This window comes from Rhizobacter sp. P2_G4, from assembly GCF_056403575.1.
On sequence record NZ_JBFUFG010000001.1, the window covers coordinates 100,593 to 116,372 of the forward strand.

At 67.2% G+C, this 15,780-nt stretch carries 10 protein-coding genes; 1 reads left to right on the forward strand and 9 read right to left on the reverse strand.

Annotated features, from left to right (window positions below):
• Window positions 1-21 precede the first annotated feature (21 nt).
• The 9 genes from AC1DYS_RS00495 to AC1DYS_RS00535 form a co-directional block, all read right to left on the reverse strand.
• A complete protein-coding gene (locus AC1DYS_RS00495; RefSeq protein WP_477894996.1) occupies window positions 22-1,605 on the reverse strand; it encodes a glycosyl hydrolase 53 family protein in 1,584 nt (527 codons plus the stop codon).
• 13 nt (window positions 1,606-1,618) lie between these two features.
• The gene (locus tag AC1DYS_RS00500) at window positions 1,619-2,599 is read right to left on the reverse strand and encodes a hypothetical protein (RefSeq protein ID WP_477894998.1); all 981 of its coding nucleotides are present in this window, start codon (window positions 2,597-2,599) and stop codon (window positions 1,619-1,621) included.
• 37 nt (window positions 2,600-2,636) lie between these two features.
• Window positions 2,637-4,583 carry a glycosyl hydrolase 53 family protein gene (locus AC1DYS_RS00505; RefSeq protein ID WP_477895000.1) on the reverse strand — a complete coding sequence of 649 codons (1,947 nt, stop codon included), beginning with the start codon at window positions 4,581-4,583 and terminating at the stop codon, window positions 2,637-2,639.
• A gap of 100 nt (window positions 4,584-4,683) precedes the next feature.
• Entirely contained in the window at window positions 4,684-5,979 is a 1,296-nt protein-coding gene (locus AC1DYS_RS00510) for a carbohydrate porin (RefSeq protein WP_477895002.1), read from the reverse strand.
• Window positions 5,980-6,107: 128 nt separating this feature from the next.
• Entirely contained in the window at window positions 6,108-6,998 is an 891-nt protein-coding gene (gene malG, locus AC1DYS_RS00515) for a maltose ABC transporter permease MalG (protein WP_477895004.1), read from the reverse strand.
• Between the two features lie 5 nt (window positions 6,999-7,003).
• Entirely contained in the window at window positions 7,004-8,500 is a 1,497-nt protein-coding gene (malF, locus tag AC1DYS_RS00520; protein WP_477895006.1) for a maltose ABC transporter permease MalF, read from the reverse strand.
• A gap of 134 nt (window positions 8,501-8,634) precedes the next feature.
• Window positions 8,635-9,861 (reverse strand): maltose/maltodextrin ABC transporter substrate-binding protein MalE, encoded by a 1,227-nt coding sequence (gene malE / locus AC1DYS_RS00525; protein WP_477895007.1) that lies wholly within the window; start codon window positions 9,859-9,861, stop codon window positions 8,635-8,637.
• 70 nt (window positions 9,862-9,931) lie between these two features.
• On the reverse strand, window positions 9,932-11,053 hold the full coding sequence (locus AC1DYS_RS00530) for an ABC transporter ATP-binding protein (RefSeq protein WP_477895008.1): 1,122 nt from the start codon (window positions 11,051-11,053) through the stop codon (window positions 9,932-9,934).
• A gap of 16 nt (window positions 11,054-11,069) precedes the next feature.
• Entirely contained in the window at window positions 11,070-13,484 is a 2,415-nt protein-coding gene (locus AC1DYS_RS00535; RefSeq protein ID WP_477895009.1) for a beta-galactosidase, read from the reverse strand.
• A gap of 297 nt (window positions 13,485-13,781) precedes the next feature.
• Between AC1DYS_RS00535 and AC1DYS_RS00540 the strand changes: the two genes are divergently transcribed.
• Window positions 13,782-15,773, forward strand: coding sequence for a beta-galactosidase (locus AC1DYS_RS00540; RefSeq protein ID WP_477895010.1), 1,992 nt, complete (start codon window positions 13,782-13,784; stop codon window positions 15,771-15,773).
• The last annotated feature ends 7 nt before the right edge of the window (window positions 15,774-15,780 follow it).

The window sequence follows — 15,780 nt, forward strand, 5'->3', positions numbered from 1 at the left end:
AGATGCGTTGGATGCAGGCCCTCAGTTCACGGCGACCAGAGACCACTGCTGCTGCGGCAAGGCATCGACTGCGGCACGCAGGCGCACCAACGCGCCGTCGGCCACCGAAGCGTCGGTGTCGAGCACCAGGCCACTCGCGCGCTGCACGATGCGGAAGCAGCCCACGCCAGCGTCGACCACATCCCACTGCTGCGCGGCGCTGCCGCTCCCGTTCGCCTGCATGAGCGCGGCGCCCTCGCCGCCCTCGCTGTCGAGCGGCAGGCCGCTGTGCCGCGCGGTCAGGTTGAAGAAGCCCGCGCTGTTGCCCGTCACGGCCCAGCGCTGGCTCGCTGCGCTGCCGATGGTCGTCTGCACGACCTGCGCACCTGCGGTGGCCGACGCCGCCTGCACGTCGAGCGCCATGCCGCTGGCGCGGTTGACGATGCGGTAGCTCAACGCCGGGTCGAGCAGGCCGCCCAGCGCAGCCAGGCCAGGCAGCACCGAACCGTTGTCGGCATACAGCGTCTTCTCGCCCCAGTTGGAGCCCTGCCCCGCGATCGGCAGCCACTCGGGAGCCCAGAACAAGACGCCGCGGCCACGCCCGTTGGGGAGGGTGCGCACATGCGCCACGAGGTCGATCAGAAACTGGCGCTGGCCGGCGGGCGTGACGGGGTACGTGACCCAGGGGCCACTCCAGCTGCCCTCGAAGGGGTAGCCGGTCTCGACCACCATCACACCCTTGTCGTAGCGCGTCGCGGTGTTGGTGAGCACGGTCTTCGCGCCGCTCAGCGGGCCGTGGTACTGCGGGTAGAAGCTCAGGCCGATGAGGTCGTAGGCGATACCTTGCGCGGCCACGTTGTCGAAGAACCACTGCGTGGCTCCCCAGTCGCCGCCGCGGTCGATGTGCAGCATGATCTTCGGCGCAGCGGCCGTGCCGATACCGTCGCCCACACCGGCGATGCCCGCCTTCACCAGCGTGGCATAGGGCCCCCAACCCGTCTTCGAGATCTGCCCCGTGGGCCAGAGCATGCCGTCCGTCGTCTCGTTGCCGATCTGCACGATGGCAGGCATGGCGCCCGCATCGCGCAGCGTAGCGATCACTTGCGCGGTGTAGGCCCGCACCTGCGCGGCCAGCGCACTCAGCGAAAGGCCGGCCCAGGCGGCGGGGATCGCCTGCGCGCCGGGGTCGGCCCAGGTGTCGGAGTAATGGATGTCCAGCAGCCACGCGAAGCCTGCGGCCTGGATGCGCTGCGCCAGCGCCACGGTGTAGGCCAGGTCGTTGACGAAGATGTCGCTGCCGCTCGGGTTCACCCACAGGCGCAGGCGCATCAGCGTGCAGCCGTGGTTGCTGAGGGTCGTGAGCAGGTCTTCGGGCTGGCCGCCTGCGCGGTACACCTGCCGGTGCGTCTCCATCCACGAGAGCAGCGAGATGTCGCCGCCGGTGTGGAAGTCGCTGCTCGGCGTGCCGCCGCTGCGCGGTGCAGGCGACGGTGATGGCGCGGCGCTGCTGCCGCTTCCACCGCCACAGCCGGCGAGTGTCACGCCAGCCACGCCGCCGAGCGCAGCCAGGACGGCACGGCGCCGCCACTGGGGGTTGGTCCAGGCTTCGGAGGGTGCTGAGTGCATTAGGTAATGGCGCTCAGCGCACCGGCTCCGCGGTGATGCGCGTGAAGGTCGCGTCTTCGTAGAATTCGATGTCGTCGAGGTTGCCCCACTGGCCTGCCTGTCCGTCGACGTACAGCCCGAGCGTGCAGCTGCCCTGCGTCACTCGGATTCCGCGCACCGCGTACTGCTTCCAGCGCTTCCAGCCGCTGTTGACCACGGTGGTGGACACCGTGGCGCCGCCGCAGTCGCGCGCAAACAGCTTGACCGTGGGCTCGCCGCCGCTGCCGGCCATCCAACCCTTGAAGGCATAGGTGCCGTTCTTCAGGCCGGTGAATCGCTTGAGCAGCAGCACCTTGAAGGGCTTGTCGAGCCAGTACTTGATCGAGAACGCGCCGCCGTGCGCGTTCTCGGCCTTGTCTTCCACGCCGGAGGCAGTGGCGTCGCCACGCCAGACCCAGCCGTCCAGACTGCCGGTCTCAAAGCCCGGGTTGGCCAGCAGGTTCTTGCCGCCTTCGGGCTGGCCTTGCACGACCGTGGCGGGCACGTCGGCCGCACTCGACACCGCCACGCTGGGGCGGTCGGCGTCGGGCTTCTCGATGTCGCCGGGGATCTCTTCCGCACCCACCGGGCGCAGGAACAGGCGCACCGCCACCAGGCCGTTCTGGCCACCCTTGCCGTCGGTGACGACGTCGGGTGCTTCGGGGTCCATCACCCACTGCCGGCTGGTGCCGACGACGAACTTGTACTGCAGCACGTCGGTCGGCTTCACGCCGCGCAGCACGTAGATCCACAGGCCCTCGGCATTGCGTGTCATAGGCGCCGACGCGACCGACCAATCGTTGAAGTTGCCGGCCACCACTGCGCCGCCTGCGCCGCCGCGGTACTGAAACTCCACCTCGACCTCGGTGCCCACCTGGCGCACCTTGACCTTGGCTTGCGCCAGGCCGGCGAACAGGCTCGCTGCGAACAACAGCGCGATGGCGGCGACGCGCCGCGTTGAGAAAGACGTGGGCATGAAGGCCTCCAGGAAAAGTGTTGTGGGCTTCTGCTTCTCAGCGCGCCGGAGCGCCGTCTTCGCGCAGGAACTCGATGTCGTCGACGTTGCCCCAGTTGCCAGTCACGCCGTCGATGGCCACGCCGACGGTGCAATTGCCGCCGCTGACCTGGATGCCCGAGACCACGTACTGCTTCCACTTCTGCCAGCCGGTGTTGCCCATGGCGGCGGTCTTCGGCGCGCCGTCACCGCAGTCGCGTGCGAACAGCTGGAGCGATTTCTCGCCGCCGCTGCCGGCCGCCCAGGCCTTGAGCGAGTAGCGGCCGTCCTTGATGCCGCTGAACTTGCGCAGCAGCTCCACCTTGAAGGACTCGCCGCGCCAGTAATGCAAAGAGTGCAGCCCGGTGTGCGCGTTGCCGGGGTTGCGTTCGTTGCTCAGCACGCCGGCCTCGCCCACCACCGTCCAGCCCTCGAGCGTGCCCTTCTCGAAGCTCGAGTCATCGATGAGGTTGCGTCGTGGCGTGACGTCGACCTCGGCCACCAGCGTGACCGAACGGCCCACCGCTTCGCCGAACAGCGAGAAGTGCCCGGGCGTGGCGAGCTTGTCGGCCGGAACGTCTTCCCACTGCACGAACACGGGCCGCTGCGCGTCGTCGCTGAAGGGCAGCGTGACCATCTCGGGCGGGGCCCACAGTTCGCCCACGAAGGCGTTGAGCTTCATCGGCTCGCGGGCGAGGATCTGCGGCACGTCTTGCGGCGTGCCGGCTTCGCGCACGCGCTTGAACACCGCGAGCGACGCCAGCGCCTGGCCCTTGGTGTCGAACATGGCCTGGTTGTCCCAGCCGTTGCCCTCGCCGGTGCGCCAGCCGCTGCGCGGCGCGGGAATCCAGTCGGGCTCCCAGTAGAAGACGCCGAGGCCGCGGCCGCCGGGCACCTGGGCGACGGCGTCGATCACGTCGCGCACGAGACTGGTCTGGCCCTGCAGGGTGGCCTTGTAGCCACCACTCTTCTGCATCTCGGCATTGAAGAGGTTGGGCCAGCTGTCGCCATCGGCCGTGGTGTAGGCGTAGGCGGTTTCGAGCACGGCCACTTCTTTGCCGTAGCGCGATGAAATCTCGTCGATGTTGCTGCGCAGGTCGTCGATCGTGCCGTGGTAGTACGGGTAGAACGACAGGCCGATCACGTCGTAGTCCACGCCTTGTTGCGTGAACAGGTCGAACACGCGGCGGTACAGCTTGTTGTCGCCGCCGTTGGCCAGGTGCACGGCCACTTTCACGCGCTCGCTGGTGCCGCGTTTCGGGTCGGCCTCGCGCACGGCGCGAATGCCTTGGCTGATGAGCGCCACGAAGCCGGCGTCGCCGCCGATCTTCTCGCTCGCGCTGGCCTGCCAAGTCTTGCCGTCGGGCCAGAGCATGCCGCCATTGAGTTCATTGCCGACCTGGACCATGTCCGGGAAGGCGTCTGCGTTGCGCAGCGCGGCCAGCACCTGTGCGGTGTAGCGGTGCACCTCCTGCTCGAGCTCGGCGCCCTTGAGCTTGCGCCACGCGGCCGGCTTGTCCTGCTTCTCCGGGTCGGCCCAGAAGTCGCTGTAGTGGATGTCGAGCAGGTACTTCAAGCCCTGTGCCTTGGCGCGCTTGGCCAGGCGAATGGTCGTTTCGAGGTCGTTGTTGCCGCCGCCCTTGGGCTCACCGCGGCGCGACAGCGTGCGGCCGTTCGCGATCACGTCGCTGTCGTTGACCGGCGTGTGCCACAGGCGCAGGCGAATCCAGTTGACGCCGTTCTCGCGCAGGATCTGCAGCGCATCCTTGCGCTCGCCGTTCTGGTCGGAGAACTTGCCGCCGTTGCGCTCGAGCTGGTCGAGCATGGACACGTCGGCGCCCATGATGAAGTCGGCGCGCAAGTCCTTCACGGGCTGCACGGTGACCGCTGCCGGTGCCGCCAGCGCAGCCACCGCCATGCTCCAACCCACGGCGATGGCCGCCACCCTGCTTGCGAAGATCCGCATGACTGTGTTCCTGCGCCGTGTCGGCAAAAAAGGCGGGCGCTGGGCAGCGCCCGCCGAACCCCTGAGAAACGCTCTGCCTATCGAACCATCCGCACCCGGCTTACCACCAGATTTCGGCTTGCACGCCGTAGCGGTTGCCGCTGGTCTTGTCGGTGGGCAGGCCGTTGCCGCCGGCCGCTGCCGCGTCGTTCCATTTCGCACGCGTGTAGAACAGGCGCAGTTCGGGGCGGTCGGAGAAGCCCGTGCCGGTGGCCAGGGTCGGGGCGATCGTGAACTTGGCCAGACGCTGGGTGTCGTTGTCGCCAACCTTCTTGGTCGACACGCCGGCTTCGCCGACCAGCTTGAAGTTGGTCGTGAACGAGTACGCCATGCGCCCACCGACGGTCGTGCCGCGCGTCTTGAACGGCGACGTGGGGTGCACGTTGTCGCTCTCCTGCAGGTGCGCCAGAACCTGGCCGCCGAACGCGCCGACCTGCCAGGTGAAGGTGTCGGCAATGCGGTAGCTCTTGGCCGTGCTGTGGTCTTCCAGCCAGTTGTTGCCAGTCTGGTCAGGCACCCAGTCGTTGCCATCGGTGCCCGGGTTGTTGAAGGCCTTGGCGAAGCCGCCGTTCAGGCCCGACGAACCTTGCGCGTACTGCAGCCAGATCGTGTTGCCGCCACCGAGCTCGAACAGGTTGTGCTGGTAGTGCTGGATCGTGAGGGATGCGCCCTTGCGGCCCTTGACCGTGTTGCCCGTGCCGTCGACATAGGTCTCTTCGCTGTTGACGAAGCCGGCCAGCAAACGCAGCCAGCCACCGGGGTTGACGTTGTTGGTGCTGTATTCGAGGTTGACCCGCGAGGCGGTGCCCCAACCGGTGTCCGCGGGCGGGGTGGCGCCGTTCGTGGCCGTGTCGCGGCGGAAGTACGCCACGCCGAACTTGCCGCCCAGCGCCTCGATGTTGTCCGCACCAGCACCGGTGCCGTCGAGCTGGGTGTACTTGGTGTCGGTGATGTGGATTTCCGAGCGGCCGTAGTAGCGCTTGCCGGCCCAGAAGTTGACCTTGGGTGCGAAGTCGAAGCCGTTGCCTTCGATGAAGGCCTGGCCGAGACCGGCGTCGCTGGCGCTCGTGCCGCCGCCTGCGTACACCGGCATGATGTTGCCGCTGAACTGCAGGTCACCGACTTTGAAGGTGTTCTTCAGGTTGACTTCGACGTAGGTGTCGCATTCATTGCCGAGGCGGTACTTGAGACCGTCGCCGCTGAGGGCGAAGCACTGCACCGAGTTGTCCTTGGTGCCAGCACCGGTGCCGGAACGGAAGTAGCCGTCGGTGCTGAACTGCGCGTGGGCAGCGCTGCCCAAGAGCAGCGCTGCTGCGCCCGCGCAGGCGCGGATCGAAACGGGGGGAAGCTTCTTCATTCGTCAGTCTCCTTGGTGGCAGGTCCTCTGCCGGGTCGTTGAAATGGAAGGTGTCGTCCTTCCAGGGGGTGAAGCGCTTAACTTCTTGGGTGATGGGGTGCGAGCGGGCGTTGCATGGCGTTCAGGGTTCAGCCTTTGACAGCGCCGGAGGTAAGCCCGGACACCAGCCAGCGCTGGGTCACGAGGAACAGCAGCGTCAGCGGCAGGCCGGCAAGGATGGCGGTGGCGGCGAAGTCACCCCACAGGTAGCGCTGGTTGAACAGGAACAGGCGCGAGCCGATGGCCAGCGTGAGGTTGGCTTCGTCGTGCATCAGCACCGAGGCGACGGGGTACTCGATCATTCCGGCCAGGAAGGCGAGCACGAACACCACCACCAGGATCGGCACCGCCATCGGCAGCAGCACGTAGATGAAGGCCTGGAACGGCGTGGCCCCATCGACGGCGGCGGCTTCTTCGAGCTCGCGCGGCACGCTGTCGTAGTAGCCCTTGATGAGCCAGATGTGCTGCGCCACGCCGCCGGTGTAGGCGAGCGCCAGGCTCCAGTGGCTGTTCAGGCCCAGCCAGGGCACGAGTTCGCCGATGCGGTCGAACAGGGCATAGATGGCCACCAGCGCGAGCACCGACGGGAACATCTGCAGCAGCAGCAAACCGTTGAGCAAGGCGGTGCGGCCGCGAAAGCGCATGCGCGCAAAAGCGTAGGCGCTGGTGATCGAAAGCAGCAGTGCCACCGTCGCCGAGATGAACGCCACCTTCAGCGAGTTCCAGATCCACTGCAGTACCGGGAATGGCGGCTTGACCAGCTGCCCATCCACATCGACATACGAGATGCCGAGCGCGAGCTTCCAGTGCTCAAAGCTGATGTGGCTGGGGATCAGGTGGCCGCCGGCAAAGTTGCCCGGGCGCAGCGAGATCGAGAGGATCATCAGGAACGGCAGCACCGTCAGCGTGATGAAGGTGATCAGCGCCACGTGCACGCAGAGCACGCGCCAGCGGTGGGTTTTCTTGAGGACGATGGCCATGTCGCTTACCTCGCTTCCTGGCCGACCTTGAACAGCCGCAAGTTGATGACCGCCAGCGTGGCGACGATCAGGAACACGATCGACGAGATGGCGCAGGCGAGCGCGTAGTTCTGCCCTGAATCCTGGAAGGCGATGCGGTAGGTGTACGACGCGAGCAGGTCGGTGGCACCCACCGGAACCTCGGTGTCGAGGTAGTCCGGCTCGCCGGCGGTGAGCAGCGCGATCAGCGTGAGGTTGTTGAAGTTGGCTGCGAACGAGGCAATCAGCAGCGGCGCGATCGGCCGCGCGATCAGCGGCAGCGTGATGCGGAAGAAGTTCGTGAACGGCCCTGCTCCCGCCAGCGCCGAGGCTTCGTACAGCTCGCCCGGAATGGCCTTAATGAGGCCCATGGCCAGAATCATCATGTACGGGTAGCCGAGCCAGGTGTTGACGATGAGCACCATGCTGCGCGCGAGCGTGGCGTCAGAGAACCAGCTCGGGCGGATGCCGAAGAGCTGGTCGAGGATGAGGTTGATCTCACCCAGGTTCTCGTTGAACAGCCCGCGAAACACCGGGATCGAAATGAAGGCCGGCACCGCGTAGGGCAGGAACAGCATCACGCGGTAGAAGTTGCGGTAGCGCAGCGCGTCCCAGTTCAGCGCCACGGCCAGGAAGAGGCCCAGCGCAAAGGTGAACAGAGTGTTCAGGCCGGCGAAGCTGACCGTCCATGCGAACACACGCACGAAGGGGTTGAGAAAGCGGTGGTCGGTGAAGATGCGAACGTAGTTTTCCCAGCCAACCGAGGTGCGAAAGCCCGGCTCCACCGGCGTGCCGTCGGGTCTCTCCCAGTAGCCGGTGGCGCGGTTGGCGGTGAGGTGAGCACCGTCGCTGGTGTCGGTGAGGCTGCCGTCGGCATTGCGCGTGAAGGCCGGGCGACTGGCGGCGAAACGCCGCAGGCTGCTGAGCTGCAGCTCGGTGCCATCGGGCAGCACAGCGGTCACCAGCTTGAGCGCGGCTTGCTGTGCGATCACGTCTTTCAACGGAAGCGCGTTGGCGTCGGTGTCGGTGCTTGTCTCGGCCAGCGGCACGCGCTGCTGCGGCCCAAGCTTCACCGGCTCGGACACGAATCGTTTGCCGTCTTCGGCAGTCAACGCTACGCGGTGCCGGCCGGCATCGGCAGCCAGCAGGCGGAAGTCCATGCCCGCGCCACCGGCAAGAGTGCGGCTGAGCAGCACAGCCGTCGCGCGCTCCTGCGGCAGCAGGTGGCTGGAGCTGTAGTTGGTGAAACCGATGGCCAGCGTGTAGGCCATCGGCAGCACGATGAAGACGAGGGCGGCCAGAACGCCAGGCACCACGTAGCGCCACGCATAGAAGCGCGGGCTGACGTAGATCAGCACGGCCACCCCCAGCACCGCCAGCGTCAGCACGGCGGCCACGTGCTGGCGCGCGGCGTACATCACCACGACCAGCGCCAAGCCCGCAAGCAGCGCCAGGGCGCCGAGCACAGCCAGCGCGACGTGCATCCCTCCTCGTTTCATCGTTCTTCTACTTTCGTCTGCTGGCGATCAGAGAACAGATTGGCCCTGTCCGGCGCCGGGCCGCCCCAAGCCGGACGACGCCCCTCGGGGGCAGGAGCGAAGCGACTGGGGGGCCGCCATCACTCACCGCCCTTGATGCGCTTGGCTGCACGGTCGAGGCCGTCTTTTACCGTTTCGCGCCCTTGCGTGATGTTTTGCAGCGCGGCCTGCATGCCCGACCAGAAGCGCGTCATCTCGGGGTTGTTGGGCATCGGAGTGCCTGCCTGCGCGGCGGCCATGGTGCCGGCGATCAACGGGTCGGCCTTGAGCTCGTTGTAGTACGACTTGTTGGCCGGCACGCCCAGCGGCACGTGCGCATTCATCGCCTTCAGGCCATCCATCGAGAGCAGGTAGTTCTCCATGAACTCATTGGCCAGCTCCTTGTTGGGGCTGGCGGTGCTCAGCATCGCGCCCAGCACGCCAACGAAGGAGCCGCCCTGCTTGCCGTCGACCTTCGGATACGGTGCGACGCCGAAATTGATCTTGCTCTTCTTGAGGTTGTTCCAGCTCCACGGGCCGTTGATCATCATCGCGAGGCGGCCTTCGTTGACGCCTGCCTCGGCCTCGGCGTAAGTGGCGGTCTTGGGCATCACGCCGGCCTTGACCAGCTGCATCAGCGTCTCGACGCCACGCACCGAGCCGGGGTTGTTCACGCCGGTATCTTTCGGGTCGTAGGTGCCGTCGGCGTTGCGCTTGAAGGCGTAGCCGCCGCCTGCCGAGATGAGGCCGTAGGAGTAGTAGATCTCGGTCATCGGCCACATGATGGCGCGCTTGTTCTGCGCCGCCAGCTTCTTGTCGAGGGCGATCACCTCGTCCCATGAACCCGGCGGCGTGGGCACGATGTCCTTGTTGTAGATCAGCGCGACGGCTTCGATCGACAAGGGGTAGCCCCAGGTCTTGCCGGCGATGTTCCAGGCCTTCCAGGCCAGCGGGTCGATCGCATCGACGGTCTTCTTCGACGGCGTGACCGGTGTGATCAGGCCGGCGGTGATCCAGCTACCGGCGCGGTCGTGCGGCCAGATCCAGATGTCCGGGCCCTTGCCGGCGGCGGCTGCCTGCTCGAACTTGGCGATGGCGTTCTCCGGGTGCTCGACGGTGACGGCAACGCCCGTGTCCTTGGTGAACTTCTCGGCGATCTTGGCGATGCCTTCGTAGCCCTTGTCGCCGTTGATCCAGATCAGCAGGTTGCCTTTCTCGGCCGCATGAGCGACCGGCAACAGGCACGTGGTGGCCAGCGCCGCGGCAATGGCGGTCAACCGGCGCAAGCTGCTGCGTTTGCTCGTGCGCTGTGCGCTTGTATGTGTCATGTCTTGTCTCCTTGATCGCTCACGCCGTCAACACGCGGACGGCACGCGGTGGCAGCCTCTGCGCTGCCGTTCAACTCAATTTCGCCAAGGCGGTGCCGTGCTCGTCGAACACATGGGCGCGCGACGGCGACACCCGCACGTGGATGGCGTCGCCCACGCTGACCGCGCTTTCGCCGGGCAGGCGCAGCACCAGCGTCTGCGCACCTGCCGTCTCGAGGTAGGCAAAGGTCGTGTCGCCCAGCTGTTCGACCCACTGGATGCGGCAGGCCAAGGTGTTCTCGCCGGGGCCGGACGCGAGGCTGAGGTGCTCGCTGCGCACGCCCAGGGTCGCGGGCGAGCCGATCGGGCCGACGCCGGGATGCACCGCGGCGAGCACGGTGCTGCCGTCGCGCAGGCGAAGCTGCACGCCGTCGTCGCGCAGGGCATCGATTTGCACCGGCAGCAGGTTCATCTTGGGCGAGCCGATGAAGCCGGCAACGAAGAGGTTGCACGGGTTGGCGTACAAGTCCATGGGCGTGCCGACCTGCGCCACGCTGCCGTGGTGGGCCACGTCGGTGCCGGTGTGCAGCAGCACGATCTTGTCGGCGAGCGTCATCGCCTCGACCTGGTCGTGCGTCACGTAGATGGTGCTGGCGCGGCCGTATTCGCGGTGCAGGCGCGCAATCTCCACGCGCGTTTGCGTGCGCAGCGCGGCGTCCAGGTTCGACAGCGGTTCGTCGAACAGGAAGACGCCCGGGTCGCGCACCAGCGCACGCCCGATCGCCACGCGCTGCCGCTGTCCGCCCGACAAGGCCTTGGGCTTGCGTTCGAGCAGATGCTCGATCTCTAGCACCTTGGCGATCTGTTGCACGCGGCTGTGAATGTCGGCTTTGGGCACGCCGCTCAGGCGCAGGCCGAACGAGATGTTCTGCGACACGCTCATGTGCGGATAGAGCGCGTAGTTCTGGAACACCATCGCGACGTTGCGCTCCGATGGCGCCAGTTCGTTGACGCGCTGGCCGCCGATGTGCATGTCGCCGCGCGAGATGTCTTCCAGCCCGGCGATCATGCGCAGCAGCGTGGACTTGCCGCAGCCGCTCGGCCCGACAAAGACGCAGAACTCGCCGTCGGCGATCTCGAGCGACACATCGCGGATCACTTCGACAAAACCTTCGTAGGTCTTGTAGATGTTCTTCAGGGTTACGCCAGCCATAAGAGGTCTTCTCGTCTCAATGCGCCAAGGGCGTCAACGCGATGCGCCGGCTGCGCCACCACTGCAAACCCACGCCCGTCAGGCACGCGCGGTTGGGCGCCTCGCGCAGGCGCAACCGTGCAGCCTCTTCCAGGAAGATCGGTGCCTCGGGGTCGGCGGCGAGTATCGCCACTTCGAGCTGGGGCCAGCGGCCCTCGCGTGCGAACCGATCGATTCCCACCCACCAGGTTTCGCCGTCGTAGAAATGGTCGTCAACCAGCACGCCATCGGCATACAGGCGTGCCGCATCGCCAACGTAGTCGATGGCCAGCAGCACACGCCCCTGGTTGCACGGCACCTCGGCCGGCACGGCCAGGCGCACGCGGGTCGCGGTGTCGTAGAACGCATCGGCCGGCGCCATCGGCACGGCGCGCTGGCGCCAGGCGATGTGCGGCCCCATCTGCGGCACGGGCACCTGGGCGCTTTCGCGCAGCTGCTCGGTGGCGATGCTGGGGAACGAAATGCTGGTAAGGCCGGCGTCGATGCTCATGAATCTGCTTGCGCCGCCTGCGAGGTCGTCGCATGGGAAGACCTGCACCTGGGCAGATGCCGCATCGTGCGGTACCGACAGCACGAGTTCATCGTCTTGCACGTAGCGCAGGTACGTGCTGATCAGCAAGCGCTCGCGGCCGTTCACGCGGGTGTGGAGTGCCTGTTCGGCCATGGCACGCGACAGCAGCACGATGCGGTGCTCGACGCCGCGCGCGTCGGTCAGCGCGAACACGAGTGGCGCGTCACCGAGCGGCGGGCTCAGCAGCAGGCGGCCGTCGTCGAGCGTCGTGAGTTGTCCCGCTGGTGCGTCGATGGCGCGCACGCCGGCGGCGTCGAAGCACAGGGTTGGCGCGATGCCCGGATGGGCGAAGACGATCAGCACCTCGCGCTCGCCTTCTTTCCAGCGCGTGAGCGGCTGCACCGTGGCGTGGTGCAAGCGAGCCGCACCCACGCGCAGGCCGACCGGCCAGATGAAATGCGCACTGGTGGGCACCATAACCGGCTGATGCGGCACGGCTGCAACACCGGCGCCGGTTTCGAGACGGAACTGCACGCCGTCGAAGGCTGGCAGAGGATGGTGGCGGACGTGGTTGTTGACGAACAGGAACGCCTGCGTGCCGTCACCTCGCGCTGAAACGCGCAACCGGCTCGCATCGCCCGGGCCACTCGGTGGGTCGCTGCGCAGCACGGCTTCCATAGGCGCCAGCTCGGCACCGAATGCCGCCAGAAACTGATGCAGGCAACGCAGCCGCCCATAGGACTCGCGCTGCTGCCCGTACTGACCGAGCGGCGCGCGGAAGTCGTAGCCGATCTGCGGCACGTCATTGGGGTAGCCGCTCGCCTGCGTTTCGTTCAGCGTGGCGCCGGCCACCAGCGCCTGCGGGTTCGCGCCGCCGTGGTACATGTAGTAGCCGTAGAGGTTGGCGCCCGAACCAATCTGCACCAGCGCGGTGGCGGCCACGTCGTCGGTGCTGACCACCGGCCGGCGGTGATACGAGACGTGCATGCCGCCGCCCGCCTCGGCCAGGAAGAAGGGGTAGTGCACCTTGTCGATCTGCTCGGTGGCGGGCGTGCCGCCCACATTGCCCATCTCGCCGATGGCGCGGCTGGTGTCGAAGAGGAACACGCCCGAAGCCGGCAGCGGACCGGCAGCGCCGCTCCAGAAGCCGTCGGCATAGGCGCCTGACACGGGGATCACCTCGCGCGCCGGGATGTCCAGCGTGGGCCAGCCGGTGACGGTGTAGAGCGGCACCGTGAGGCCGGCTTCGATGGCCAGCTGCTTCAGACGAGTGATGTGCTCTGCTCCGCGACCCGAACCGATCTGGTCGTACTCATTCTCGAGCTGCACGCCGATCACCGGGCCGCCGTCGCACCACATCAGGCCTTGCAGCTGGGCACCGATTTCGCCGTAGAAGCGCCGCACGTGCTGCAGGTAGCGCGCATCGTTGCAGCGCACCGGGCCGCCCGCAGGCAGCCAGTCGGGGAAGCCGCCCAGCCGCGCCTCGGCATGCACCCACGGGCCCGGGCGCAGGTAGAAGCACATGCCGACTTGCTGCACCAGCGCGACGAAACGTCGCAAGCTGCGGCGACCCTCCCAGTCGAATCGGCCTTCGATCTCTTCGTGGTGGTTCCAGAACACATAGCTGGCGACGATGTCGACACCGCCCGCCGCCATCTTGCGCAGCTCGACTTCCCATTCGGCCTCGGGGAAGCGCGAGTAATGGAACTCGCCCATCACTGGCACCCAGGGCCGGCCATCGCGCTCGATCCAGCGGCTGTTCACGTTCAGGCGGTGCTGGGCCGGCTGGAAGTCGCCCAGGCGCAGGTAAGACTCTTCGGCGCGCGCCGCGGCCAGAGGCAGCGTCAAGGTGATCGGCAGTGGCGAGGCAGGCAAGGTCATGGACAGGAATCAGAGAAGGGTGAGTCTCGGTGACAGCTGACTCTATCGAGGTTAATCGCTTAATCTATGGCGTGATTGTCTGGAGCCAACTCAACGCTCATCAAGCGGGTAAACCCTAGACGCAATCGGCGCCGCCACAGGGGAAAACCCGCAATCCGAGCTCGAGCTGAGGACTAGTTCACAACTTGACCCGCCAGAGTTAAGCGATTAATCTTTCTGCTCATATCAAGACCAAACAGCTCGCCCGCGCCACGCGGAAACGGGCCTCCACCAACAAACCTCGAAAGGCCACGGCGCATGAAGCTGGGTGTTTGCTATTACCCCGAACACTGGGACGAATCGCTGTGGGCGACGGACGCGCAGCGCATGGCCGCCATGGGCTTGTCGACGGTGCGCATCGCCGAGTTCGCCTGGGGACTCATTGAACCGCGGCCCGGGGACTTCCAATGGGAATGGCTCGACCGCGCCATCGAGGTGCTGGCCGGTGCTGGCCTGGAGCTGGTGCTGGGCACGCCCACGGCTGCGCCACCGCAGTGGCTCGTCGAGCAGCACCCAGACGTGCTGGCCGTCGATGCACAGGGCCGCACCAAGAACTTCGGCTCACGCCGGCACTACTGCTTCTCGAGCGAAGCCTTCTTCGAAGCCAGCCGCCGCGTGGTCACCGCCATGGCGCAGCGCTACGGCCAGCACCCCGCCGTCATCGCCTGGCAGACCGACAACGAATATGGCTGCCACGACACGGCGGTTTCGTATTCGGCGTCGGCGCTGCAGCGCTTTCGCCAATGGCTGGCCACGCAGTACGACGACATCGAGCACCTCAACCGCGCCTGGGGCAACGTGTTCTGGAGCATGGCCTACGCACGCTTCGACGACGTCGGCCTGCCCATCGCCACGCCGGCGCCGCCCAATCCGGCACACCTGCTGGCCTTCCGCCGCTTCACCTCGCACGAGGTGCTGCGCTACAACCGCATGCAGGTCGACATCCTTCGCGCGCATGCGCCAGGCCGCGACGTGCTGCACAACTTCATGGGCTTCTTCGGCGAGTTCGAGCACCACGAGATGGGCCGCGACCTCGATGTCGCCGCCTGGGACAACTACCCGCTCGGCTTCCTCGACAACCAGCGCAATCTGCCCGACGAGGACCGGCTCACCTACCGGCGCAGCGGCCACCCCGACATCTCGGCCTTCCACCACGACCTCTACCGCGGCCTGTGCAAGGGCCGCTGGTGGGTGATGGAGCAGCAGGCCGGCCCGGTGAACTGGGCGTCGTGGAACGCGCTGCCCCTGCCGGGCATGGTGCGCGCCTGGACCTGGGAAGCCTTTGCCCACGGCGCCGAACTGGTGTCGTATTTCCGCTGGCGGCAAGTGCCCTACGCGCAGGAGCAGATGCACTCGGGCCTGAACACGCCCGACAACAAGGTGGACGTCGGCGGCCAAGAGGCCGGCACCGTAGCCCGCGAGCTGGTGGACGTGCCCACCGAGGCCACGCAGCAAGCCCGCGTGGCCCTGGTCGTCGACTACGCCAGCAAATGGATCACCGACGTCCTGCCCAACAGCGCCGATTTCGACGTGCATGCCCTGCAGCTGGCCTGGTACAGCGCGTTGCGCCGCCTCGGGCTGGACATCGACATCGTGCCCGCCTCAGCCGACTTCAGCGGCTATGCGCTGGTGGTGTTGCCCACGCTGGCCGAGACCTGCGACGACCTGGTGCAGCGCCTGCAGCGCAGCGGCGCCCGTGTGCTGTTCGGCCCGCGCAGCGGCGCGAAGACAGCCAACGTGCGCATTCCCGACGGCCTGCCACCCGGCGCGCTGCGAACGCTGCTGCCGGGCCTGCGTGTGGTCAGCGTCGAAGGCCTGCGGCCGGGGGTTTCGCTGGCCTTGCAGCCCAAGGGCGACGCACCCGCGCTGGCCACTGGCGGCACCGTCACCCGCTGGCGCGACCTGCTGGACGCACCGCCCGCACTCGAGGTGGAAGCCCACTACGCCGACGGCGCCCCGGCCCTGGTACGCCATGGCCACACCCGCTACCTGTCGGGCTGGCTCGACGACGACGGCCTGGACAACCTGATGGCCCACCTGGCCGCCGAGGCCGAGCTGGCGGTGCAGCCGCTGCCGCGCGGCCTGCGCTTGCGCCGGCGCGGCCGGTTGCAGTTCGCCATCCACTACGGCAGCAAGCCGGTGGCGGTGCCAGCCCCGGCTGGCGCACGCTTCGTGCTCGGCGGCCCGACGATCCCGCCCGCCGGCGTGGCCGCCTGGTGGGTCGACGCCAGCACCGGGAAACCGGCATGAGGATTCT

What these genes read in the sequence shown, in the direction of transcription:
- malF (WP_477895006.1), bottom strand. Translation starts at nt 8,500, where the DNA reads ATGCACGTCGCGCTGGCTGTGCTCGGCGCCCTGGCGCTGCTTGCGGGC.
- AC1DYS_RS00505 (WP_477895000.1), bottom strand. Translation starts at nt 4,583, where the DNA reads ATGCGGATCTTCGCAAGCAGGGTGGCGGCCATCGCCGTGGGTTGGAGC.
- malG (WP_477895004.1), bottom strand. Translation starts at nt 6,998, where the DNA reads ATGGCCATCGTCCTCAAGAAAACCCACCGCTGGCGCGTGCTCTGCGTG.
- AC1DYS_RS00500 (WP_477894998.1), bottom strand. Translation starts at nt 2,599, where the DNA reads ATGCCCACGTCTTTCTCAACGCGGCGCGTCGCCGCCATCGCGCTGTTG.
- AC1DYS_RS00530 (WP_477895008.1), bottom strand. Translation starts at nt 11,053, where the DNA reads ATGGCTGGCGTAACCCTGAAGAACATCTACAAGACCTACGAAGGTTTT.
- AC1DYS_RS00535 (WP_477895009.1), bottom strand. Translation starts at nt 13,484, where the DNA reads ATGACCTTGCCTGCCTCGCCACTGCCGATCACCTTGACGCTGCCTCTG.
- AC1DYS_RS00495 (WP_477894996.1), bottom strand. Translation starts at nt 1,605, where the DNA reads ATGCACTCAGCACCCTCCGAAGCCTGGACCAACCCCCAGTGGCGGCGC.
- AC1DYS_RS00540 (WP_477895010.1), top strand. Translation starts at nt 13,782, where the DNA reads ATGAAGCTGGGTGTTTGCTATTACCCCGAACACTGGGACGAATCGCTG.
- malE (WP_477895007.1), bottom strand. Translation starts at nt 9,861, where the DNA reads ATGACACATACAAGCGCACAGCGCACGAGCAAACGCAGCAGCTTGCGC.
- AC1DYS_RS00510 (WP_477895002.1), bottom strand. Translation starts at nt 5,979, where the DNA reads ATGAAGAAGCTTCCCCCCGTTTCGATCCGCGCCTGCGCGGGCGCAGCA.